Source organism: Pseudomonas sp. TE12234 (assembly GCF_054061835.1).
Genome location: NZ_JBSSEP010000012.1, coordinates 162343 through 184872, shown reverse-complemented (window position 1 = coordinate 184872; position 22530 = coordinate 162343). Strand labels below are relative to the sequence as shown.

The following is a 22530-nucleotide window of genomic DNA, read 5'->3' as shown; positions in this document are numbered from 1 at the left end:
AAGGCGACAGGGGCGCTTGAACTATTTTTGTAGGACAAAGCTGAAACACTCTTCAGAAAAGATCTGCAAGGCCGATGGCTAGGCTGTAAATCGCTTTCTACCCCAGTCCATCGGTGCATCCCCCATGTTCAATAAACGCTTGAAGCAGGAGCTATCGGCTCTTCGCGAAGAACTCTCCAGCCTTCAGCAAGTGAAGGAAAGCCTGGAAAGCGAGATGCTGGTGTTGACCCTCGATACGGATGGGCGGGTTCAATCAGTCAATCAGAATTTCCTCAACGAAATGCACTACAAGAGCAACGAGCTGATTGGCCGGCATATCGAAGAAATCGTTCCTGATCATGTGAGAAATGACGAATTCCAGCTGCGGTTCAAGAACGCGATGAATCGCGGCGAGCACTTTGCCGGCGCGGTGCGCCTGTTGCGGGGTACTGGCGAGGAGGCGTGGTTGCGTTCGATCCTGCAGCCCGTGCGTTCGGCGGATGGCCGGATCAAGCATTTTTCGATTTTCTCCAGCGACCTGACCCGCACCATTGAGGCCTCCCGTGAGCACGAAAACCTGATCGGGGCGCTGGTGCGCTCGACGGCGGTGATCGAGTTCGACCTCAATGGCAACGTGCTGACCGCCAATGACCGTTTCCTCGCCGGGATGGGTTACAGCCTGGCGCAGATTAAAGGCAAACATCACCGCATCTTTTGCCTGCCGGAAGAGCACAACAGCGCCGAGTATCAGAACTTCTGGCGTCGCCTGAACGCGGGTGAGTACGTGGCTGAACGCTTCAAGCGCATCGATAGCCACGGTCGTACGGTTTGGCTGGAGGCTTCTTACAATCCGGTAGTCGATGCCAATAACCGGCTCTACAAAGTGGTGAAGTTCGCCACGGTGATCACCGATCAGGTCAATCAGGAGCAAGCCGTCGCCGAAGCCGCGAACATTGCCTACAGCACCTCGCAGCAAACCGATCAAAGCGCCCAGCGAGGCAGCGCCGTGGTCACTCAGGCGGTGGATGTGATGCGTGATCTGGCCAAGCATATGCAAACCGCCGGCGATGGCATCGAAGCGCTCAATGAGCAGTCACTGGTGATTGGCTCCATCGTCAAAACCATCAGCGGCATTGCCGAACAAACCAACCTGCTGGCGCTCAACGCCGCCATCGAAGCGGCACGCGCCGGTGAACAGGGCCGGGGGTTTGCCGTGGTGGCCGATGAGGTCCGGCAACTGGCTTCGCGCACCAGCCAGGCCACCGACGAAATTGTCGTTGTGGTGCGGCAGAACCAGGACATGGCACGCAACGCCGTGGCCCTGATGACCGACGGCAAGCTCCAGGCAGAGCAGGGGCTGGCGCTGGCGGCGGAAGCCGGCACTGTGATCGTCGAGATCCAGGATGGCGCGCAGAAAGTGGTGAATGCTGTCGGGCAGTTCGCCAATCAGTTGGCGTCTTGATGTCCTGCTCCTGAAGAAATCGCCTGCACTGGTTCCTGCAAGGTGTTACACGCAGGCGCTGGCGCAGGTGGCGATCTTTTCGCCCGCTCGATCCCTGTTTTGCAAGATGTCGTTACAATCGGCTCCTTCCCCCAAGGAGCAGGCATCCATGAGCGTTTCTCACCGTCGTCCGGTCCCGTTGTCCAAGGCCTATCGTCTACTCAATCACGGGCCGACCGTTCTGGTCAGCGCGGCTCATGACGGTCAGCGCAATATCATGGCGGCTGCCTGGGCCATGCCGCTGGATTTCGAACCGCCGAAAATCGCCGTGGTGCTGGACAAGTCCACCTGGACCCGGCAACTGCTGGAAGCCTCGGGCACCTTCGTGTTGAACGTTCCCTGCGCAGCGCAGGCCGATATCGTACAAACCGTCGGTTCGACGTCTGGCCTGGCGCTCACCCGGGAGCAGGGGCGCGACAAATTCCAGACCTATGACCTGCCGACGTTCGCGGCCGAACTGATCGACGCACCGATGCTCGAAGGCTGCGTTGCCTGGCTCGAATGCCGGTTGTTGCCGGAACCCGACAACCATCAGCAGTACGACCTGTTCCTCGCCGAAGTGATTGCCGCTCAGGCCGACGAGCGCGTGTTCAGTGACGGCCGTTGGCACTTTGAAGGCCAGGATGCGTTGCGTACCCTGCACCACGTCGCCGGCGGGCATTTTCTGACCATCGGCAACCCTGTGGATGGCAAAACCTTGCAGCCATGAAGTGACTGCTACCCTAGCCATAAGCACATTCACAAAGAGGCCAGGCAATGAGCAAGTTGCGTGTGGGGATTATTTTTGGGGGGCGTTCGGCAGAGCACGAAGTGTCGTTGCAATCGGCGAAGAACATCGTCGATGCGCTGGATCGTTCGCGCTTCGAGCCGGTGTTGGTTGGTATCGACAAGCAAGGCCACTGGCACCTCAATGACCCGTCGAATTTCCTGCTGAACCAGGAAAACCCGGCGCTGATCGCTCTCAATCAGTCCAATCGCGAATTGGCGGTCGTACCGGGCAAGGCGAGCCAGCAACTGGTTGAAACCTCCAGCCAGGAGCTGTTGGGCCATGTCGATGTGATCTTCCCGATTGTCCACGGCACCCTCGGTGAGGACGGCTGCCTGCAAGGGCTCTTGCGCATGGCCGACCTGCCGTTTGTTGGCTCCGATGTGCTCGGATCGGCGGTTTGCATGGACAAGGACATCAGCAAGCGTTTGCTGCGCGATGCCGGGCTGGCGGTCACGCCGTTCGTGACCCTGACCCGTACCACTGCGGCGCGCAAAAGCTTTGCCGAAGTGGCGGGAAAGCTCGGTTTGCCGTTGTTCGTCAAACCGGCAAACCAGGGCTCTTCCGTGGGGGTGAGCAAAGTCAACGACGAAGCCGAATACACCGCGGCAGTCGAGCTGGCATTGGGCTTCGATGAAAAAGTGCTGGTCGAGTCTGCCGTCAGCGGCCGCGAGATCGAATGCGCGGTGCTCGGTAACGAAGACGCCATCGCCAGCGGTTGTGGCGAAATCGTGGTGCACAGCGGGTTTTATTCCTACGACAGCAAATACATCGATGACAAGGCCGCTGAAGTGGTGGTGCCGGCCCAGATCAGTCATGAGGCCAGCGAGCGTATTCGTGCCATGGCCGTCGAGGCGTTCCATGTCCTGGGCTGTTCCGGTCTGGCGCGGGTCGATGTGTTTCTGACCGACAGCGGTGAAGTGCTGATCAACGAAATCAATTCGCTACCCGGATTCACCCGCATCAGCATGTACCCGAAACTGTGGCAGGCCGCTGGCATGACCTACAGTGAACTGGTCACGCGATTGATCGAGCTGGCGCTGGAGAAACACCGGATTCGGCAGACGCTGAAAATCAGTCGATAAGCGGGTGCGATGGCCTGATCTCAAACTGCAAAAAAGGGCCTACCCCCTCGGTAGGCCCTTTCTCATCTCTGCGTAAGACTCAATCCCCCAGCGCTTCTCCCTCACGCCGAGGGTCGGCTCCACCGGTCAGCGATACTTTGCCTTGGGCATCCTTTGTTCGAACAATCGCCTGGGTGCCGCTGGTCATGTCGATTTCATTCACTTCATGCCCTTTGGCTTTCAACGCCTGAATCAGCGCCGGGCTGAACTGCCCGCGTTCCAGCTCGGTCGGGCCATTGCGACTGCCGAAATTGGGCAGGTTGATGGTTTGCTGCGCATCGAGGTTCCAGTCGAGCAGGCCGATGGTGGACTTGGCGACGTACTCGATGATTTGCGAACCGCCGGGTGAGCCGATGGTGGCGAGGAATTCACCGCTCTGGCGGTCGAAGATCAAGGTCGGGGCCATGGACGAACGTGGGCGCTTGCCGGGTTCGACGCGGTTGGCGACTTTTTGCCCATGCTCATCGGGGATGAAGGAAAAGTCCGTCATTTCGTTGTTGAGCAGGAATCCCTGCACCATCAGGTGCGAGCCAAACGCAGACTCGATGGTGGTGGTCATGGACACTGCGCCGCCCTCGTCGTCGATCGCTACCACCTGTGAGGTGGAAATACGCAACGGCGACCGGTCCGGCGCATAGGCAACCTGAATGCCCGGAGGCGTGCCCGGTTCAGCCGTGCCCATGCTGCGTTCACCGATCAGTGCGGCGCGGCTGGCCAGGTAAGCCGGGTCTACCAGGCCTTTCACCGGTACCGGCACGAAGTCCGTATCCGCCACGTACTGCGCGCGATCGGCATAGGCCAGGCGCTCGGCTTCGGATATCAGGTGCACGGCTTGCGGAGACGGTTCGCTGCCCGCAGGCGCGTCGGTTTTCACCGGTTGCAGCGGTGCCAGGGCGTAGCGGTTATTGCGTGTCTCCAAGGCTTGAAGCGTGCCGAGGATCTGCGCCACGGCGATCCCGCCCGACGACGGTGGCGGCATGCCGCAGACCTGCCAGCGCTTGTAATCGGTGCACAGTGGCGCGCGCTCCTTGGCCATATAGCCCTTGAGGTCGCTCAGTGAAAGGCTGCCAGGGTTGGCGTGGCCCTGAACCTTGTCCACGATTTCCTGCGCGACGGCGCCCTGGTACAACGCATCCGGCCCTTCGTTGGCGATGCGTTGCAGCACGGCGGCCAATGCCGGGTTTTTCAGGCGGGTGCCAACGGCTTTCGGGCGGCCATCGGCATTCAGGAAATAGGCGACCATGTCGGGCGAACTGCGCAGCGACGAATCCGACGCGATCAACTGATACAGGCGTGGCGAAATGACGAAGCCTTGCTCCGCCAGCTTGATCGCCGGTTCGAACAGCTGTGCCCAGGGCAGGCGGCCGTGTTTTTTGTGGGCCAGTTCCAGGGCGCGCAATACGCCTGGCGTCCCTACCGAGCGACCACCAATTTGCGCCTGGGTGAAAGGCATGGGTGTGCCGTCGGCTTGCAGGAAAAGCCTTTCCGTGGCACCGGCCGGTGCCGTTTCGCGGCCGTCATATGTGCGCACGTTCTTGCCGTCCCACAGCATGATCAAAGCGCCGCCACCAATGCCCGACGATTGCGGCTCGACCAGCGTCAACACCGCTTGCATTGCAATCGCCGCATCGATGGCCGAACCGCCTCGACGCAGCATTTCCCGCCCGGCCTCGGCCGCCAGCGGGTTGGCGGCGGCTGCCATGTGCTTCGAGGCGTGCCGGGTTTGCAGGTCGGTGCGATAGCCGGAAGCGCTTTCCGGCGCGACCGGTAGCGTCGAGACAGATGGCGCGTTGCAGGCGGTCAGGGCTAAAGCCACAGTGATCATCGACAACGCTGACAGGCGCATGCGCTTCAAGTGGAAGGCTGAGAACATGCGGGGCACTCCGTCCGTGGGATAAAGGATTCGTGGACTTTATCGGCCACCGCCCGGTGACGCAAACCATGTCCCACGGCCAGGACGCTTTTTTCCTTCATCAATGGATGGAATTTCTGTAGGGTCGATGCCATCAGGCAGGCCAGAAGATCAACAAGAGGCAGACATGCAGACCGAGTTCCCGACCCAGCCAAGCTACCGCACCCAGCGCGAACAATTCCTCGCGGCGGCCACCGCCGCCGGGGCGACGCTGACCGAGTATCCACACCCGCTCACAGGACCCTTCGGCGAGGCCTTGAGCACCGATGTGGCTGTCCTGGGTGATCCGGGCGCCAAACGTCTGCTGATTGCGCTCAGCGGCACCCATGGGGTTGAAGGCTTCTATGGCTCGGGGTGTCAGATCAAGTGGCTGCAGGAGCTGGGCAAGCGTTCGTTGCCAGCCGATGTCGCCGTGGTAATGATCCACCTGATCAACCCCTGGGGGACGGCGTGGCTGCGTCGGGTCAACGAAGACAACATCGACCTCAACCGCAATCACCTGAACTTCGAGCGGCCCCTGCCGGACAACCAGGCGTATGAGGGTTTGCACGAGATCTACGCCTGCACCCAGTTGGAAGGTCCCGAGCGTGAGCGCACGGACGCCTTGCTGGATGCGCAGATTCGCCAGCACGGCTGGCCGGCGGTCATGTCGATTGTCGAAGGCGGGCAGCATGCGCATCCCGATGGCTTGTTCTATGGCGGCCTGGCGCCGAGCTGGTCGAATCGCACCTTGCACCAGATCATCCAGAAGCATGTAGCCCATGCCGATGTCGCCATGTGTTTCGACTTGCACACCGGGGCCGGAGAATACGGTCATCCGATGCTGCTGACGATTACCGAAGCGGCCTATCCGGCGCTGGTCGATGCGCAGGCGATTTATGGTCCGTGGCTCTACACCTTGCACGCCGGTGCCGACACCCTGAGTGAAACCGGTGTTGCGGCCACCGCAACTGGCTACACCTCGCAGGCATTGATCAATGCGCTGCCGCAGGTGCGGCTGATGCCATTCGTCATTGAGTGCGGAACGTATCCGGGAGCTCAGGTGCATCGCCATCTGCGTGATGACCACTGGCTGCATCTGCACGGCAATCCGAGCGACGCGGTGGGGCGCGAGATCAAGTTGAATCTGCTGGAGCAGTTCTATCCGGCCGATAGCGACTGGCAGGCGATGGTCTGGTTGCGGACCTGGCAGATCTGGGAGCGGGCTTTGTCGGCGTTGCCAACGATCTGAGGTTGAGGCTGTTTTATGTAGGAGCGAGCCTGCTCGCGATGAATCCAAAGACGCTGCGGGGTATCAGGCTCGCCGCGTCATCGTTGACGATCATCGCGAACAAGCTTGCTGCAGCAGGCATAAAAGGCAGGCATAAAAAAACGGCCTACCTTTCGGTAAGCCGTTTTTAGTACTTGGTGGCTACACAGGGACTTGAACCCCGGACCCCAGCATTATGAATGCTATGCTCTAACCAACTGAGCTATGTAGCCAAGTGGCGCGCATTATTCACCGGTAACGGGGATGCGTCAAGCATAAATCTAAAATATTTCTCTACACTTTCAACCGCTTATCCTTCTGACCCGAAAAAACGGGTCAGGGCAGGGCATCATTTGAGCTGAAATCTGCCGGTATTGGCGCTCAAAGCCTTGCTGCCCTGGCTCAAGGTGTCTGCCGCAAGGTTCACCGCCCGCGCGCCTTCGAGCAAGCGGACCGCCGCCTGATCGACTTGCTGGATGTTGCCGCTGACCTCATCGGCGGTGCTCGCTTGCTCGTCGACCGCCGTGGCGATCTGCGCCAGGGTGTCGGTGACGCCCTGGACGGCGCTGGCAATCTCCCCCAATCGATGACCGAGGCTGGTGACGGCTTGCGCATCGGTCTGAGCCTGCCCGCAGGCCGCTTCCATCAGGCTGACGGCTTCGTTCACGGTGCTGCGCAGGCTATCGACGGTGCCGGCGATTTGCGCGGTCGAGGACTGGGTGCGCTGTGACAGGCTGCGCACTTCATCGGCCACCACCGCGAAGCCGCGGCCCTGTTCACCGGCGCGAGCTGCTTCGATGGCGGCATTGAGCGCGAGCAGGTTGGTCTGTTCGGCAACGCCGCGAATGGTATCGACCACCAGTTGAATCTGCTGCCCCTGCTCACTGACCCGTCCCAGCGCCGCTGCCGTGTCATTCAGGCGTTGATTGAGTTGTTGGATGCTGGCCGTTGTGCGCTGACTGTCACGGCTGCTGTCGGCGGCGATACGCTGAGTCTGCTGAGCACTGCCGGACGCTCGTTCGCAGCTGTCGGACACGCCTTGGGAGGTCGCGGCCAGTTGTGTCGCCGCCGCCGCAATCTGACTGATTTGCAGTTGTTGGGCTTCAACCTCGCCCAAGGCGTCGGCGGAGTGATGATTGAGGGTTTGCACCGCGTTGCTCAGTTGCAGTGTTTCGTGATCGACCCCCAGCAGGCTGGCGCGCAATTGCACCACCGCGACGTTGAGGGCGGTGCTGATGGCTGCCAGTTCGTCGCGACCTTGTACTGGCACCTGCAAGCTCAGATTGCCATCGCGCAAGGCTTCGGCCAGCAAGGTGATACCGCTGGCGCTACGGCGGATCGACGCCTGCAAGCAGATGAACAGGTACAGCGCGGCCAGCAGCAGGCTGCCAAATATGCTCGCCGCCAAAATGAACTGGCGTATGGCAGAACCCTGGTAGTCATCCAGACGCTGATCCAGTGAAACCAACGATTGCTGGCGCAACGCGGCAAGGTCGGAGAGCAGGGCGTCGAGGCTGCGTTCGAACTCCTCGGGCTTGAGGGTGATGCTGCCGCCGAACACGCCGTCATCCAGGACTTTCAGGCCGGCGTCGAGGTGCTTGAGGCTGTTATGGTATTGCCCGGCCCAACCTTGCAGCGCGCTGGGCAACCGCGCCTCAAGTAAACCTGCCGTTTTGACCAGTTGTTCCCGGGCATCGCCGATGCGGCTGCGCAAGTCGCGCAGTTGCAGACGACTTTGCAACGTAAATTGCCCCGACACCACCGAAGCCTGACCGACACTGGCCAGGCGGCCGACGCGTTCGATCAGGTCGGGCGCGTGCTGGGTGGAGATCTGCGTCAGCAGGTAGGTTTCCAGCCAGGGTGCCAGCGTCAGCCGATTATCCATGGCGATCTGCTCGCGCAAGGCTTGCAGGGCGCTCAGGGCGTTGGTGAAGCGATCGTAGCCGTCCGGCCACCAACCGACGCTGCTCAGACTTTTCGAATCCAGGCCGTTGAGGGCAGTTTGCAGCGCTTGAAAACGGGTCAGGGTTTCGCCTTCCGCGCCTTCCTTTTGCAGGGCGCTGCTCAGGTCTGAAGTGGCTTGGGCGACTGCGGGCTGGACTGCGTCGAATGCGCCCATGGCGGCGAGGGTGGCCGGCGTTGGCTGGCGATTGGTTTCGGTGGCGCGCCAGCGAGCCGCACGGTCACGCTGGGCCTCCAGCAGGTTATCGAGCGCATCCAGAGCGAGTAATTGACGGACCCCGGCCCGTTCGCCGGAAATCAGGTTCAGTTTGTCGCGATAGTCCAGACCAATCATCCATAGACTGCCGGCCAGCGGCAGGATAAACAGCAGAAACAACAGCTGAAATTTGCGTGCGAAGCCAAAACGCCCCAGCAGCCTGATCCCCGGTGATAAAAAAGCCTGCATGCCCCATGACTCCTTCGGACACCACGCGCCATTGGCGTGCATCGAGGTCTTGGCGACCACGATCTGTGCCCCGTAAAAGGCCTCGAAAGTTCACCTTTGCCCGCTCTGTAGGCCGACTCTGTGGTGAAACTTCCCATTCTCGGTCCCCTTTGTAAGGGGGCCGCGTTGAAGCGCAAGAGCGAGGCAAGATTCAGACCATGGCGTTGAGCTATCACTGTTTTGCCGATGAATATCGAAGTCGTTAGCAGGCTAAGGGGATGGCATTGTTGCACCGAAAAATGGCACATTGGCGCACCTGCCTGTGCACACCTACCTGTTGTCCGGAAATTCTCATGGCTATCAGCAATGCTCAGTCCGCCACTGCATCGGCGGCCACTCCTTTACAAAGCAGTCCGTTGGTGATGCGCATCATTGGCGCGGTGGCGCTGGCGCATTTGATCAACGACCTGATCCAGTCGGTATTGCCGTCGATTTACCCGATGCTCAAGGCCAACTACGGCCTGACATTCACTCAGGTCGGCCTGATTACCTTGACCTTTCAACTGACCGCTTCGCTATTGCAGCCGTGGGTCGGGTATCACACCGATCGCCATCCCAAGCCCTGGCTGTTGCCCGCCGGCACTGTGTGCACGCTGGTCGGGATTCTGATGATGTCGGTGGTCGGCAGCTTTCCATTGATTCTGCTGGCGGCGGGGTTGATCGGTATCGGCTCCTCGACCTTTCACCCGGAAGCTTCACGCGTGGCGCGACTGGCTTCGGGCGGGCGCTTCGGGCTGGCGCAATCGACCTTCCAGGTCGGTGGCAACGCGGGATCGGCCTTCGGTCCCTTGCTGGCGGCCGCCATCATCATTCCCTACGGTCAGGGGCATGTGGCCTGGTTCGGCCTGTTCGCTGTATTTGCGTTGTTCGTGCTCTACCGCATCAGTCGCTGGTACGCCAACCATTTGAACCTGTTCAAGCTCAAACAGGGCCAGGCGGCGACTCACGGCTTGTCCAAAGGCCGGGTGATCAGTGCGTTAGTAGTGCTGGGGCTGCTGGTGTTCTCCAAGTATTTCTACATGGCCAGTTTCACCAGTTATTTCACCTTCTACCTGATCGAGAAGTTCGACCTGTCGGTGGCCAGTTCGCAACTGCACCTGTTCCTGTTTCTCGGTGCGGTTGCGGCGGGGACCTTCTTCGGTGGGCCGATCGGCGACAAGATCGGGCGCAAGGCGGTGATCTGGTTCTCGATCCTCGGCGTAGCGCCGTTCACCCTGGTCTTGCCGCACGTTGATCTGTTCTGGACCAGCATTCTGAGCGTGGTCATCGGCTTCATCCTGGCTTCGGCGTTCTCGGCGATCGTGGTCTACGCCCAGGAACTGGTGCCGGGCAATGTCGGGATGATTGCCGGGGTGTTCTTCGGCCTGATGTTCGGTTTTGGCGGCATTGGCGCGGCCTTGCTGGGCCATCTGGCGGATATTCGCGGTATCGAATACGTGTACTTGCTGTGTTCGTTCCTGCCGTTGCTCGGAGTGCTGGCGATTTTCCTGCCGCGTACTCAAAAGATCTGATTCAGGCCGGGACAGCAGGCACAAAAAAGCCGCGTATCAAACGCGGCTTTTTCTTGAGCGGGTGTTTTACACGTTGAAGCGGAAGTGCATCACGTCGCCGTCCTTGACGATGTAGTCCTTGCCTTCCAGGCGCCATTTACCGGCTTCCTTGGTACCGGCTTCACCCTTGTACTGGATGAAGTCGTTGTAGGCGATCACTTCGGCGCGGATGAAGCCTTTTTCGAAGTCGGTGTGGATCACGCCCGCAGCTTGTGGTGCGGTGGCACCTACGCGGACGGTCCAGGCGCGGACTTCTTCGACACCGGCGGTGAAATAAGTCTGCAGGTGCAGCATTTCGTAGCCAGCGCGGATCACGCGGTTCAGGCCTGGCTCTTCGAGGCCCAGGGCTTCGAGGAACATGTCTTTCTCTTCACCGTCTTCCAGTTCGGCGATTTCCGCTTCGATCTTGTTGCAGACCGGAACAACCATGGCGCCTTCTTCTTCGGCGATGGCTTTTACCACGTCCAGGTGCGGGTTGTTTTCGAAACCGTCTTCAGCGACGTTGGCGATGTACATGACCGGTTTGGTGGTCAGCAGGTGGAAGCCCTTGATCACTGCCTTTTCGTCGGCACTCATGTTCTTCATCAGGCTGCGTGCAGGCTTGCCCAGGGTGAAGTGAGCGATCAATTGCTCCAGCAGGCCTTTCTGGACCACTGCGTCCTTGTCACCGCCCTTGGCGTTGCGCGCGACTTTCTGCAGTTGCTTCTCGCAGCTGTCGAGGTCGGCGAAGATCAGTTCCAGGTCGATGATTTCGATGTCGCGTTTCGGGTCGACGCTGTTGGAGACGTGAATCACGTTCTCGTCTTCGAAGCAGCGGACCACGTGGGCGATGGCATCGGTTTCGCGGATGTTGGCCAGGAATTTGTTACCCAGGCCTTCACCTTTCGACGCACCGGCCACCAGGCCAGCGATGTCGACGAATTCCATGGTGGTCGGCAGGATGCGCTTTGGATTGACGATCGCGGCCAGGGCTTCCAGGCGCGGGTCCGGCATCGGCACGATACCGCTGTTGGGCTCGATAGTGCAGAAGGGGAAGTTCTCGGCCGCGATACCGGATTTGGTCAGGGCGTTGAACAGGGTGGACTTGCCGACGTTAGGCAGGCCGACGATGCCGCAATTGAATCCCATGGTGTTTCCCCTCGGATAAGAGTCAGGCCTTCTGGCTGTGCAGGTTTTTCATCGCGCGGTTCCATTCACCGGCGAGGATATCCGGCAGCACGCCGAGGGCAAAGTCGATGCTGGCATCGAGTTTTTCCTGTTCGGCGCGTGGCGCACGACCCAGGACGAAATTTGAAACCATACTGGCAACGCCCGGGTGGCCAATGCCAAGCCGCAAGCGGTGAAAGGTATTCTGATTGCCCAGTTGCGCGATGATGTCGCGCAACCCGTTGTGACCGCCATGGCCGCCGCCCTGTTTGAGCTTGGCGACGCCCGGAGGCAGGTCGAGTTCGTCGTGCGCCACCAGGATCTCTTCGGGCTTGATGCGGAAGAATCCGGCGAGTGCCGCTACGGCCTGGCCGCTGCGGTTCATATAGGTGGTGGGAATCAGCAGACGAACATCCTGACCCTGATGCGTATAGCGCCCGGTCAGGCCGAAATATTTGCGATCGGCCACAAGGTTCACGCCTTGTGCGCTCGCGATGCGCTCAACAAAAAGGGCCCCTGCGTTATGCCGGGTCTGTTCGTATTCAGCGCCTGGATTTCCCAAGCCAACGATCAGTTTTATGGCAGTCACGATAGGGGCCCTTCTTTGGAGTGGTGGATAACATCGCCGCCATCAGGGAGTGCGGCGAAAGTGGACGAAAATTGCTCATTTACCATTATGTAAACTCCGCGTTCTCGCCCGCTTTCTCGCTACGCTCTAGTCCGCGATGTTTCCGGTCACTCCGGCGAACAGAGTGAAATTACTCTGCTGCGCCTTCTTCGGTAGCTTCTGGAGCAACACGTGGAGCGTGAACGTTGGCAACAGCCAGGTCGTTACCGTGAGCCAGAGCAACGAACTCAACGCCTTTAGGGGCGGTGATGTCGGACAGGTGAATGATCGAGCCGACTTCAGCGTTAGCCAGGTCAACTTCGATGAATTCAGGCAGGTCTTTTGGCAGGCAGGACACTTCGATTTCAGCAACAACGTGCGAAATCTCGCCGCCTTTCTTCACCGGAGCAGCTTCGTTGATGAAGTGCACTGGAACGGTAGCGGTCAGCTTCTGGCCGGCAACTACGCGTACGAAGTCAGCGTGCATCACGTGGCCTTTGGCCGGGTGACGCTGCAGAGCCTTGATGATTACGTTTTGCTTGGTGCCGCCAACGTTCAGCTCGATGATGTGGCTGTAAGCCGCTTCGTTTTCGAGCAGTTTGGCAACTTCTTTAGCCAGCATGCTGATGGATTCAGGGGCTTTTTCGCCACCGTAAACTACAGCTGGAACCAGGCTTGCGAGACGACGCAGGCGGCGGCTCGCACCTTTCCCCAGGTCGGAACGCACTTCAGCATTCAGAGTAAAATCGTTCATGTTGTATCTCCAAAATAACCACATTCGCCCCAGCGTTTGCGACCAGCGCTAAAGGCGATATGGGCAAAAAAGCCCCGCCCCGACAGGAATGCCGGGGCGGGGCGCTTTTCGTCAACGAGATGTTCGAGAAGGGCAGGGCCCTTAGCGGAACATCGCGCTGATCGATTCTTCATTGCTGATGCGGCGGACCGCCTCGGCAACTACCGGTGCGATATCCAGTTGACGGATACGCGCACAGGCTTGTGCAGCAGCGGACAGCGGGATGGTGTTGGTCACCACCAGCTCGTCCAGCACGGAATTTTCAATGTTTTCGATCGCCCGACCCGACAGCACAGGGTGCGTGCAGTAGGCGAAAACCTTGGCAGCGCCATGCTCTTTCAGGGCCTTGGCCGCGTGGCACAGGGTGCCGGCGGTATCGACCATGTCATCGACCAGAATACAGGTACGCCCTTCGACATCACCGATGATATGCATCACTTCAGAGTGATTGGCTTTCTCACGGCGTTTGTCGATGATCCCGAGATCCACGCCCAGGGATTTGGCAACGGCACGTGCACGCACGACGCCACCAATGTCCGGGGACACGATCATCAGGTTTTCGAAGCGCTGATCTTCAATGTCATCCACCAGAACCGGGGAGCCGTAGATGTTATCTACCGGAATATCGAAGAAACCCTGGATTTGGTCAGCATGCAAATCAACCGTGAGAACACGGTCGATGCCGACTACGGTAAGCATGTCAGCCACGACTTTCGCGCTGATAGCCACACGTGCGGAACGCGGACGGCGATCCTGACGGGCATAACCAAAGTAAGGAATAACAGCAGTGATACGAGTAGCTGAGGAGCGGCGGAAGGCATCGGCCATCACTACCAGTTCCATCAGGTTATCGTTGGTCGGAGCGCAAGTCGGCTGAATAATGAAAACATCTTTACCGCGGACGTTTTCATTGATCTCGGCTGTAATTTCGCCGTCGGAGAACTTACCGACAGAGATGTCACCGAGAGGGATATGCAGCTGACGTACGACACGCCGAGCCAGATCGGGGTTAGCGTTCCCCGTAAAGACCATCATCTTGGACACGCGCAGTACCTGAAGGCTGAGGGTAACCTGGATGAGTATAGGAAAATGGCAGGGGCGGCTGGATTCGAACCAACGCATGGCAGGATCAAAACCTGCTGCCTTACCGCTTGGCGACGCCCCTGTATCTGTTGCAACGATTACCCAGTAATCGATTCCTTTAGAGCAGACTTTGCAGCTTGCGATGCAACATCGAAATGTTGCTTCCTTTTGCTACAAACCCTGTAAGGGTCTCTGTAAGAAGGGCCGAGACTTTATCAGCTTCAGCTTTGCTTGGGAAGCCCCCAAACACACAACTTCCAGTTCCGGTGAGTTTCGCTTCGGTAAAATTACCTAACAAATTCAATGCGTTACGTACCTCTGGATAACGCCTTGATACTACCGGCAAGCAGTCATTTCGACTGTTTCCCTTGGGAACGGGGCGCACTTTAATGGGCGGCGAGTTACGTGTCAACAACGGATCGGAAAAAATTTCTGCCGTACTTACAGATACTTGCGGCACGAGCACGAGATACCACGGTTCTTCCGGGTCTACCGGGGTCAGTTTCTCGCCCACGCCCTCGGCGAAAGCGGCGTGACCACGGACGAAAACCGGGACGTCGGCACCTAGCGTCAGACCCAGGGCGGCCAGCCGATCCTCATCCCAGCCCAATTGCCAGAGGTGATTCAGGCCCAGCAGGGTGGTTGCGGCATTCGAGCTGCCGCCACCGATCCCGCCGCCCATGGGCAGGATTTTATCGATCCAGATATCGATGCCGAGCGAGCAACCGGATTGCTCCTGAAGTTTTTTCGCCGCTTTGACGATCAGGTTGCTGTCATGGGGGACGCCTTCGAACTCGGTGTGCAGGCGAATGACACCGTCATCGCGCACGGCGAAGGTGATTTCGTCGCCATAGTCCAGAAATTGAAACAGCGTCTGCAATTCGTGATAGCCGTCTGCGCGGCGACCGAGAATGTGCAGCATCAGGTTGAGCTTGGCCGGGGAGGGCAGGGTCAGGCGAGTGGCAGACATGTCATTGCCCCAGCTTGCGCGGTTGCCAGGCCTTGATCACCAGGGTGACATCAAGGTCGGTGCCGTGCAGTTTGATGCGCTCGGGCAACCAGTAACCGTTTTGCTCGGTGTAGGCGGTGTACTCGACTTGCCAGCCATCCTGCTCGAGATTGGCCAGGCGGCTGTCGCCATCGAGTGTCAGGCGGCTTTTGCTGTCCGGAGCCGGGAGTCCGCGGACCCACCAGGCCAGATTGGACACCGGCAACTTCCAGCCCAGCTGTTCTTCAAGCAGGACTTCCGGACTCGGCGCTTCATAGCGGCCCTGGTTGGCGACTTCCAGAGAGACTTTGCCCGGCCGCCCGGTCAGGCGTGCCGCACCGCGACCCAGGGGGCCGGAAAGGCGGATGTCGTAGTAATCCTGGCGTTGCAGCCAGAACAGCGTGCCACTACCTGAATCCTTGGGTGCGCGAATGCCGATCTTGCCGTCGATCTGCCAGCCGTCGAGACCGGTCAGTTGTTGCTTGTGCTCGCGCCATTGGGCGGGGTTGCCATGGCCCTCGACGGATTCGCGGGCACCGAAGCCCGCGCAACCGGCGAGCAGGGCGATGAAACTGAAAACGATGATGTGGCGCAAAAACATAATCTTAAAGAGTCTCTGATCCGGTCAGGCGTTTGATGGTGCCGCGCAGGGTTGGGCTGTCAGGCTGTTCCTTGAGGAATTTTCCCCAGATTTGTTTGGCTTCGCGTTGCTTGCCATTGGCCCATAGCACTTCGCCCAGGTGCGCGGCGACTTCCTGATCAGGGAAGCGCTGCAGCGCCTGGCGCAGCAGGCGTTCGGCTTCGTCGAGGTTGCCCAGGCGGAAGTTGACCCAGCCGAGGCTGTCGAGCACCGCCGGGTCTTCCGGGCTGATCTGGTGGGCCTGTTCGATCAGGGCCTTGGCTTCGGCGTAACGGGTCGTACGATCGGACAGGGTGTAGCCCAGGGCGTTCAGCGCCATGGCGTTGTCCGGATCGCGCTTGATGATCAGGCGCAGGTCTTTTTCCATCTGCGCCAGGTCATTGCGCTTTTCCGCCTGCATGGCGCGGGTGTAGAGCAGGTTCAGGTCGTCCGGGTATTTCTGCAGGGCTTTTTCCAGGACGCTCCAGGCTTTGTCACCCTGTTTGTTGGCGGACAGGGCTTCGGCCTCGATCAAATACAGCTGGATCGCATAGTCCGGCTGCGCGTCGCGTTCGGCCGCCAGGCGGCGTTGTGCTTCGGCGGTCCTGCCGTTGTTCATCAGGATATCGGCCTGGCGCAATTGTGCCGGCAGGTAATCATTGCCCGGGCCCACCTGGCCATACTCGACCAGTGCACCCTGTGGATCGTTGCGCTCTTCAGCGATGCGGCCAAGGTTGAGGTGCGCGGAGTCGACGTGGCTTTCCCGGGCGATCAGGTCTTCAAGGTAGCCCTTGGCCTCGTCCCAGGCCTTGGCTTCCAGGCACACGAGCGCCAGGGAATAACGCAATTCATCGTCTTCCGGGTATTGCTGGACCAGGCTCGAGAACTCGGCTTTGGCGTCGTCCATCCGGTCCTGTTCAACGAGCATGCGCGCGTAGGTCAGGCGCAGGCGTTTGTCGTCCGGGTATTTCTTGATGCTTTTTTGCAGCAGCGGCAAGGCCTCGTCACCGCGATCGAGGGTTTGCAGCAGGCGCGCGCGCAGCAGAATCGGGGCTATTTCGCCTTCATCAGGCGGATTGTTTTCCAGCAGGGTCAGCGCGCCTTTGGCGTCGCCATCCTGCTGCATCAGCAAAGCCTTGCCGAAAATCAGCTGACTATTGTTCGGGTGGCGTTGCAATAAACGGTCGAAACTCTTCATCAGACCGTTACGCGTGTCCTGGTCGGTATCGGCGGCGGACAGGGCGAGGAAGTCGAAGTGGGTGTCGCCCTTGCCTTGCAGGACTTTCTCCATATAGACCATGGAGTCGTCATAGCGCCCTGCACGTGCCAGTTGTACGGCCGCGGCACGTTGCGCCTCGAGGTCGTTCGGGGCGTTTTTGGCCCAGATCAGCGAGGTATCCAGGGCGGCCTGATCGGCGCCCAGGTACTCGGCAATACGGAATGCCCGCTCGGAGATGCCCGGATCCTGGGTGTTGATGGCCTGGGTCACGTAGTTGTCCAGGGCAATGTCGAAACGATTGCGCTGGCCAGCCAGTTCGGCGCTCAGCAGGCTGAAGACCGTGTCTTCGCTGAATGAGCTGTAAACCTTGGGCTTTTCAGGTGCCGGAGTGCTGTCTTCGACCGGCGACGTACCGTCCGACGACACGGGTGCCAAGACCTGGCAGCCGCTGAGGAAGACAAAAGCGAGGAGCAACGCGGAGGATCTATTCATATAGGAAGAGGACGACTAACCTGCGGTCGGATCATCATGACACAAGCCTTGGGCCAAACATAACCGGCCTGCCATTTTCGCATGTGCGCGACTGTAAACGAGAACGGCTCGCAGTACGGGTAGAAGCCTGCCACGGCAATAGATATCGAATAGTTGTTCTGATTCCGTCGAAGTAGGACAATTGCCGGCTTCACGTCACCATCAGCGACTTTGAATGGCCTTCCTTGCACTCGGTATTAACCACAAGACTGCTTCAGTAGACGTCCGCGAGCGCGTGGCCTTTACCCCTGAGCAGCTGGTGGAGGCCTTGCAGCAGCTCTGCCGACTCACCGACAGCCGCGAAGCTGCGATCCTCTCCACCTGCAATCGCAGTGAGCTCTATATAGAACAGGATCACCTGTCGGCGGATATCGTTCTGCGCTGGCTGGCCGAATACCATCATTTGAGCCTCGACGAGCTGCGCGCGAGCGCCTATGTGCACGAAGATGATGCGGCAGTTCGTCACATGATGCGGGTGGCTTCCGGGCTCGATTCGCTGGTGCTGGGTGAACCGCAGATTCTCGGCCAGATGAAATCTGCCTACGCCGTGGCTCGGGAGGCCGGCACCATTGGCCCGTTGCTCGGACGCCTGTTCCAGGCCACGTTCAATGCCGCCAAGCAAGTGCGCACCGACACCGCCATCGGTGAAAACCCGGTCTCCGTGGCGTTTGCCGCGGTCAGCCTGGCGAAACAGATTTTCAGCGACCTGCAACGCAGCCAGGCCTTGCTGATTGGCGCCGGCGAGACCATCACCCTGGTCGCCCGCCATCTGCATGACCTCGGCGTAAAGCGAATAGTGGTCGCCAATCGCACGCTGGAGCGGGCGAGTACATTGGCCGAGCAGTTCGGCGCCCATGCGGTGCTGCTATCGGACATCCCGGCGGAACTGGTGCGCAGTGACATCGTCATCAGCTCCACTGCCAGCCAATTGCCGATCCTTGGCAAGGGCGCCGTGGAAAGCGCCCTGAAGCTGCGCAAGCACAAACCCATTTTCATGGTGGATATCGCCGTTCCCCGGGATATCGAACCAGAAGTCGGCGAGTTGGACGACGTTTATCTGTATAGCGTCGACGATCTCCATGAAGTGGTCGCCGAAAACCTCAAGAGCCGGCAAGGCGCTGCCCAAGCGGCGGAAGAGATGGTGTCGGTCGGCGCCGAGGATTTCATGGTCCGCCTGCGCGAATTGGCGGCGGTGGACGTACTCAAGGCCTATCGTCAACAAAGCGAACGCTTGCGCGACGAAGAATTGCAAAAGGCCCAGCGCCTGCTGGCCAACGGCGCGAGTGCCGACGATGTGCTGCTGCAACTGGCCCGTGGCCTGACCAACAAACTCATGCACGCACCGAGCGTGCAGTTGAAAAAGCTCTCTGCCGAAGGTCGCCTCGATGCGCTGGCGATGGCCCAGGAACTCTTTGCCCTCGGTGAGGGCTCATCGGAAAGCTTTTCGGATAAGAAACCGCAATGAAAGCGTCACTGCTCAATAAGCTGGACATCCTCCAGGACCGTTTCGAGGAATTGACCGCCTTGCTTGGCGATGGCGAGGTCATTTCCGATCAGAACAAATTCCGCACCTATTCCAAGGAGTACGCGGAAGTCGAGCCGATTGTCGACACCTATAAACAGTTGCTCAAAGTACAGGGTGACCTCGAAGGTGCCCAGGCATTGCTCAAGGACAGCGACCCGGACATGCGCGAAATGGCCGTGGAAGAAGTCCGCGAAGCCAAGGAACGCCTGGTCGAACTGGAAGCCAGCCTGCAACGCATGCTGCTGCCCAAGGATCCGAATGACGGTCGTAACGTCTTCCTGGAGATCCGGGCGGGTACTGGTGGTGACGAAGCGGCGATTTTCTCCGGCGACCTGTTCCGCATGTATTCGCGTTACGCCGAGCGTCGCGGTTGGCGGGTGGAAATCCTTTCGGAGAACGAGGGCGAGCACGGCGGCTATAAAGAAGTCATCGCTCGTGTGGAAGGCGACAACGTCTACGGCAAGCTGAAATTCGAATCCGGTGCGCACCGCGTGCAACGGGTTCCGGCTACCGAATCCCAAGGACGCATCCATACCTCGGCGTGCACAGTGGCGGTATTGCCCGAGCCGGATGAACAGGAAGCGATCGAGATCAACCCGGCAGACCTGCGGATCGACACTTATCGCTCCTCCGGTGCCGGCGGCCAGCACGTCAACAAGACCGACTCGGCGATCCGCATCACCCATTTGCCGTCCGGTATCGTGGTCGAGTGCCAGGAAGAACGATCCCAGCACAAGAACCGTGCACGGGCGATGTCCTGGCTGTCGGCCAAGCTCAACGATCAACAGGCCAGCGCCGCCGCCAATGCCATCGCCAGCGAGCGTAAATTGCTGGTGGGCTCGGGTGATCGCTCCGAACGCATCCGCACCTACAACTTCGCCCAGGGCCGGGTCACCGACCATCGGGTCAACCTGACGCTATATTCCCTCGACGAAATCCTCGCCGGCGGCGTCGATGCCGTGATCGAGCCGTTGCTGGCCGAATATCAGGCCGACCAACTGGCGGCGATAGGTGAGTAAATGACGATCATCGCCAGTTTGTTGCGCGCTGCCGATCTGCCCGACTCGCCTACGGCGCGTCTGGATGCAGAATTGTTGCTGGCGGCGGCGTTGGGCAAGTCCCGTAGTTTTCTGCACACCTGGCCGGAGCGCATCGTTCCGAGCGAAGCGGCGCTGGTGTTCGCCGAATACCTGCAGCGCCGTCGCAGCGGTGAGCCGGTGGCCTACATTCTGGGCCAGCAAGGTTTCTGGAAGCTCGATCTGGAAGTGGCGCCACACACGCTGATCCCGCGTCCTGACACCGAGCTTTTGGTGGAAGCCGCGCTTGAATTGTTGCCAGCTACACCGTCCAGGGTCCTCGACCTCGGCACCGGCAGTGGTGCCATCGCCCTGGCCCTGGCCAGCGAGCGTCCGGCCTGGAAGGTCACCGCCGTCGATCGCGTGCTCGAAGCCGTGGCCCTGGCCGAACGCAATCGTCAGCGCCTGAATTTGAACAACGCCACGGTGCTGAGCAGTCATTGGTTCAGCGCCCTGGAAGGTCAGCGGTTTGATCTGATCATCAGCAATCCACCCTACATCGCGGCGACCGATCCGCACCTGGCGGAGGGCGACGTGCGCTTCGAACCGGCCAGTGCCCTGGTGGCCGGAGTCGACGGGCTCGACGATTTGCGCTTGATCGTCGCCCAGGCACCGGAGCATCTGGCAGCCGGTGGCTGGCTGATGCTGGAACACGGATATGACCAGGCCGAGGCGGTGCGTGATTTGCTGCTGACCCGTGGCTTTGAAGACGTCCACAGCCGTACCGATCTGGGCGGTCATCAACGCATCAGTCTGGGGCGTCTGCCATGCTGAATGATCAGGAATTGCTGCGCTACAGCCGGCAGATTCTGTTGCACCACGTCGACATCGACGGTCAGTTGCGCTTGAAAGACAGTCGCGTGCTGATTATCGGTCTTGGTGGTTTGGGTGCGCCGGTAGCGCTGTATCTGGCAGCGGCGGGTGTCGGCCAGTTGCATCTGGCGGACTTCGATACGGTCGACCTGACCAATCTGCAACGCCAGATCATTCACGACACCGACAGCGTCGGCATGAGCAAGGTCGATTCGGCGATCAAGCGCCTGACGGCAATCAATCCCGAGGTTCAACTGGTCGCCCATCGTACGGCGCTGGATGAAGACTCCCTGGCGGCGGCCGTTGCAGGTGTGGACCTGGTCCTCGACTGTTCCGACAATTTCTCCACCCGTGAAGCGGTCAATGCCGCTTGCGTGGCCGCCGCAAAACCGCTGGTCAGCGGCGCAGCGATTCGCCTTGAAGGGCAGTTGTCGGTGTTCGACCCGCGTCGTCCGGAAAGTCCGTGCTACCACTGTTTGTACGGGCATGGCAGCGAGGCCGAACTGACCTGCAGCGAGGCCGGAGTGGTCGGTCCGCTCGTGGGGCTGGTCGGTAGCCTTCAAGCCCTTGAGGCACTCAAGCTGCTGGCGGGTTTCGGCGAGCCGTTGGTGGGGCGCCTGTTGTTGATCGACGCCTTGGGCTCGCGTTTCCGTGAGTTGCGCGTCAAGCGGGACCCGGGTTGCAGCGTTTGTGGGCCAAAGCATGCGTGAAGCGCCGATTGGCGTGTTCGACTCCGGCGTCGGTGGGCTTTCGGTGCTGGCCGAGATCCAGCGTTTGTTGCCCAACGAGTCACTGCTGTACGTCGCCGATTGCGGCAATATTCCTTACGGCGAGAAAACCCCGGAATTCATCCGACAGCGTTGCAGCGTCATGGCCGGTTTCTTTCAACGGCAGGGCGCCAAGGCCCTGGTGCTGGCCTGCAACACGGCCACCGTCGCGGGGGTTGCCGACCTGCGACGCGATTATCCGCAATGGCCTATCGTCGGCATGGAACCGGCCGTCAAACCGGCGGCTGCCGCGACCCGCAGTGGCGTGGTCGGCGTGCTGGCCACGACCGGCACATTGCAGAGCGCCAAATTCGCGGCGTTGCTCGACCGTTTCGCCACGGATGTGCGCGTGATCACCCAGCCTTGCCCTGGGCTGGTGGAGCTGATTGAGAAGGGGGATTTGCACAGTCCCGCATTGCGTCAGCTGTTGGCAGGTTACGTCGAGCCCTTGCTTGCCGAAGGGGCTGACACCATCATCCTGGGCTGCACCCATTACCCTTTCCTGAAGCCGATGCTCAAGCAGATGATCCCCGATGACATCAGCTTGATCGACACCGGTGCTGCTGTTGCGCGCCAACTTCAGCGTTTGCTGGCCGAGCGCAATTTGCTCGCTGAAGGACCTGCGCGTGGGGCGCAATTCTGGACCAGTGCCGATCCCCTTCACTTCACAAATATTTTGCCGATACTGTGGAATACCGCTGGCGTTGTGCAAAGATTCAACGAGTAAAAGGTTGTGGGACAAGCGAATAATTGGGGTGAACTTCTAATAAATCGCCGACTTCTATAGCTGTGAGTGTCGAGCACCAAAAAAAACCAAACGTAATCGTTCGGAAAAG

Annotated in this window: 19 protein-coding genes, 2 tRNA genes and 1 pseudogene; 11 read left to right on the top strand and 11 right to left on the bottom strand. The window is 59.8% G+C overall.

Features of this window, described 5'->3' with window-relative positions:
- Positions 1 to 124: 124 nt before the first annotated feature.
- From ACVWYU_RS19625 to ddlA, 4 genes and pseudogenes are all read left to right on the top strand, one after another.
- Positions 125 to 853 (top strand): annotated as a pseudogene (locus tag ACVWYU_RS19625) (PAS domain-containing protein); the annotation flags it as partial.
- Positions 854 to 862: 9 nt separating this feature from the next.
- Complete coding sequence (locus ACVWYU_RS19620) at positions 863 to 1441, top strand: methyl-accepting chemotaxis protein (RefSeq protein WP_457373465.1); 579 nt, start codon at positions 863 to 865, stop codon at positions 1439 to 1441.
- A 148-nt stretch (positions 1442 to 1589) separates the two neighbouring features.
- Positions 1590 to 2189, top strand: coding sequence for a flavin reductase family protein (locus tag ACVWYU_RS19615; RefSeq protein ID WP_090325157.1), 600 nt, complete (start codon positions 1590 to 1592; stop codon positions 2187 to 2189).
- 47 nt (positions 2190 to 2236) lie between these two features.
- The gene (ddlA, locus tag ACVWYU_RS19610; RefSeq protein WP_457373457.1) at positions 2237 to 3331 is read left to right on the top strand and encodes a D-alanine--D-alanine ligase; all 1095 of its coding nucleotides are present in this window, start codon (positions 2237 to 2239) and stop codon (positions 3329 to 3331) included.
- A gap of 79 nt (positions 3332 to 3410) precedes the next feature.
- Here ddlA and ggt read toward each other — a convergent pair whose 3' ends face one another.
- Complete coding sequence (ggt, locus tag ACVWYU_RS19605) at positions 3411 to 5243, bottom strand: gamma-glutamyltransferase (protein ID WP_457373456.1); 1833 nt, start codon at positions 5241 to 5243, stop codon at positions 3411 to 3413.
- Positions 5244 to 5409: 166 nt separating this feature from the next.
- Here ggt and ACVWYU_RS19600 point away from each other — a divergent pair, with 166 nt between their 5' ends.
- The gene (locus tag ACVWYU_RS19600; RefSeq protein WP_457373455.1) at positions 5410 to 6513 is read left to right on the top strand and encodes a DUF2817 domain-containing protein; all 1104 of its coding nucleotides are present in this window, start codon (positions 5410 to 5412) and stop codon (positions 6511 to 6513) included.
- Between the two features lie 174 nt (positions 6514 to 6687).
- Here ACVWYU_RS19600 and ACVWYU_RS19595 read toward each other — a convergent pair.
- Positions 6688 to 6764 (bottom strand) — tRNA-Met (locus tag ACVWYU_RS19595).
- A 116-nt stretch (positions 6765 to 6880) separates the two neighbouring features.
- On the bottom strand, positions 6881 to 8938 hold the full coding sequence (locus tag ACVWYU_RS19590) for a methyl-accepting chemotaxis protein (protein WP_457373454.1): 2058 nt from the start codon (positions 8936 to 8938) through the stop codon (positions 6881 to 6883).
- 332 nt (positions 8939 to 9270) lie between these two features.
- Between ACVWYU_RS19590 and ACVWYU_RS19585 the strand changes: the two genes are divergently transcribed.
- On the top strand, positions 9271 to 10488 hold the full coding sequence (locus tag ACVWYU_RS19585; protein ID WP_457373453.1) for an MFS transporter: 1218 nt from the start codon (positions 9271 to 9273) through the stop codon (positions 10486 to 10488).
- A gap of 66 nt (positions 10489 to 10554) precedes the next feature.
- On the opposite strand, the gene ychF is transcribed toward ACVWYU_RS19585, so the two are convergent.
- The 8 genes from ychF to ACVWYU_RS19545 form a co-directional block, all read right to left on the bottom strand.
- Positions 10555 to 11655, bottom strand: coding sequence for a redox-regulated ATPase YchF (gene ychF, locus ACVWYU_RS19580; RefSeq protein ID WP_090325143.1), 1101 nt, complete (start codon positions 11653 to 11655; stop codon positions 10555 to 10557).
- A gap of 22 nt (positions 11656 to 11677) precedes the next feature.
- Complete coding sequence (gene pth / locus ACVWYU_RS19575) at positions 11678 to 12262, bottom strand: aminoacyl-tRNA hydrolase (protein ID WP_090325142.1); 585 nt, start codon at positions 12260 to 12262, stop codon at positions 11678 to 11680.
- Between the two features lie 169 nt (positions 12263 to 12431).
- Positions 12432 to 13034 (bottom strand): 50S ribosomal protein L25/general stress protein Ctc, encoded by a 603-nt coding sequence (locus ACVWYU_RS19570; protein ID WP_090325140.1) that lies wholly within the window; start codon positions 13032 to 13034, stop codon positions 12432 to 12434.
- A 141-nt stretch (positions 13035 to 13175) separates the two neighbouring features.
- Positions 13176 to 14117, bottom strand: a complete 942-nt coding sequence (locus ACVWYU_RS19565) for a ribose-phosphate pyrophosphokinase (protein ID WP_003171603.1) — start codon at positions 14115 to 14117, stop codon at positions 13176 to 13178.
- 46 nt (positions 14118 to 14163) lie between these two features.
- Positions 14164 to 14238: transfer RNA gene (locus tag ACVWYU_RS19560), tRNA-Gln, on the bottom strand.
- A 36-nt stretch (positions 14239 to 14274) separates the two neighbouring features.
- Positions 14275 to 15126 (bottom strand): 4-(cytidine 5'-diphospho)-2-C-methyl-D-erythritol kinase, encoded by an 852-nt coding sequence (gene ispE, locus ACVWYU_RS19555; RefSeq protein ID WP_248916523.1) that lies wholly within the window; start codon positions 15124 to 15126, stop codon positions 14275 to 14277.
- A 1-nt stretch (position 15127) separates the two neighbouring features.
- Positions 15128 to 15745 carry a lipoprotein insertase outer membrane protein LolB gene (lolB, locus tag ACVWYU_RS19550; RefSeq protein ID WP_090325137.1) on the bottom strand — a complete coding sequence of 206 codons (618 nt, stop codon included), beginning with the start codon at positions 15743 to 15745 and terminating at the stop codon, positions 15128 to 15130.
- A gap of 4 nt (positions 15746 to 15749) precedes the next feature.
- Positions 15750 to 17474, bottom strand: coding sequence for a tetratricopeptide repeat protein (locus ACVWYU_RS19545; protein WP_390957249.1), 1725 nt, complete (start codon positions 17472 to 17474; stop codon positions 15750 to 15752).
- Positions 17475 to 17688: 214 nt separating this feature from the next.
- Between ACVWYU_RS19545 and hemA the strand changes: the two genes are divergently transcribed.
- Genes hemA through murI form a run of 5 tightly spaced genes read left to right on the top strand, consistent with a single transcriptional unit; the run spans position 17689 to position 22421 of the window.
- The gene (gene hemA, locus ACVWYU_RS19540; RefSeq protein ID WP_090325133.1) at positions 17689 to 18978 is read left to right on the top strand and encodes a glutamyl-tRNA reductase; all 1290 of its coding nucleotides are present in this window, start codon (positions 17689 to 17691) and stop codon (positions 18976 to 18978) included.
- A complete protein-coding gene (gene prfA, locus ACVWYU_RS19535) occupies positions 18975 to 20057 on the top strand; it encodes a peptide chain release factor 1 (protein ID WP_247256321.1) in 1083 nt (360 codons plus the stop codon). The genes hemA and prfA overlap by 4 nt, the downstream gene beginning before the upstream one ends.
- On the top strand, positions 20058 to 20888 hold the full coding sequence (prmC, locus tag ACVWYU_RS19530) for a peptide chain release factor N(5)-glutamine methyltransferase (protein ID WP_390957247.1): 831 nt from the start codon (positions 20058 to 20060) through the stop codon (positions 20886 to 20888). It begins immediately after the preceding gene.
- Positions 20882 to 21637: a molybdopterin-synthase adenylyltransferase MoeB gene (locus ACVWYU_RS19525; protein WP_390957246.1), complete on the top strand. Its 756-nt coding sequence runs from the start codon at positions 20882 to 20884 to the stop codon at positions 21635 to 21637. Before prmC ends, ACVWYU_RS19525 begins: the two co-directional genes overlap by 7 nt.
- On the top strand, positions 21630 to 22421 hold the full coding sequence (murI, locus tag ACVWYU_RS19520) for a glutamate racemase (RefSeq protein ID WP_390957245.1): 792 nt from the start codon (positions 21630 to 21632) through the stop codon (positions 22419 to 22421). Before ACVWYU_RS19525 ends, murI begins: the two co-directional genes overlap by 8 nt.
- Positions 22422 to 22530 lie beyond the last annotated feature (109 nt).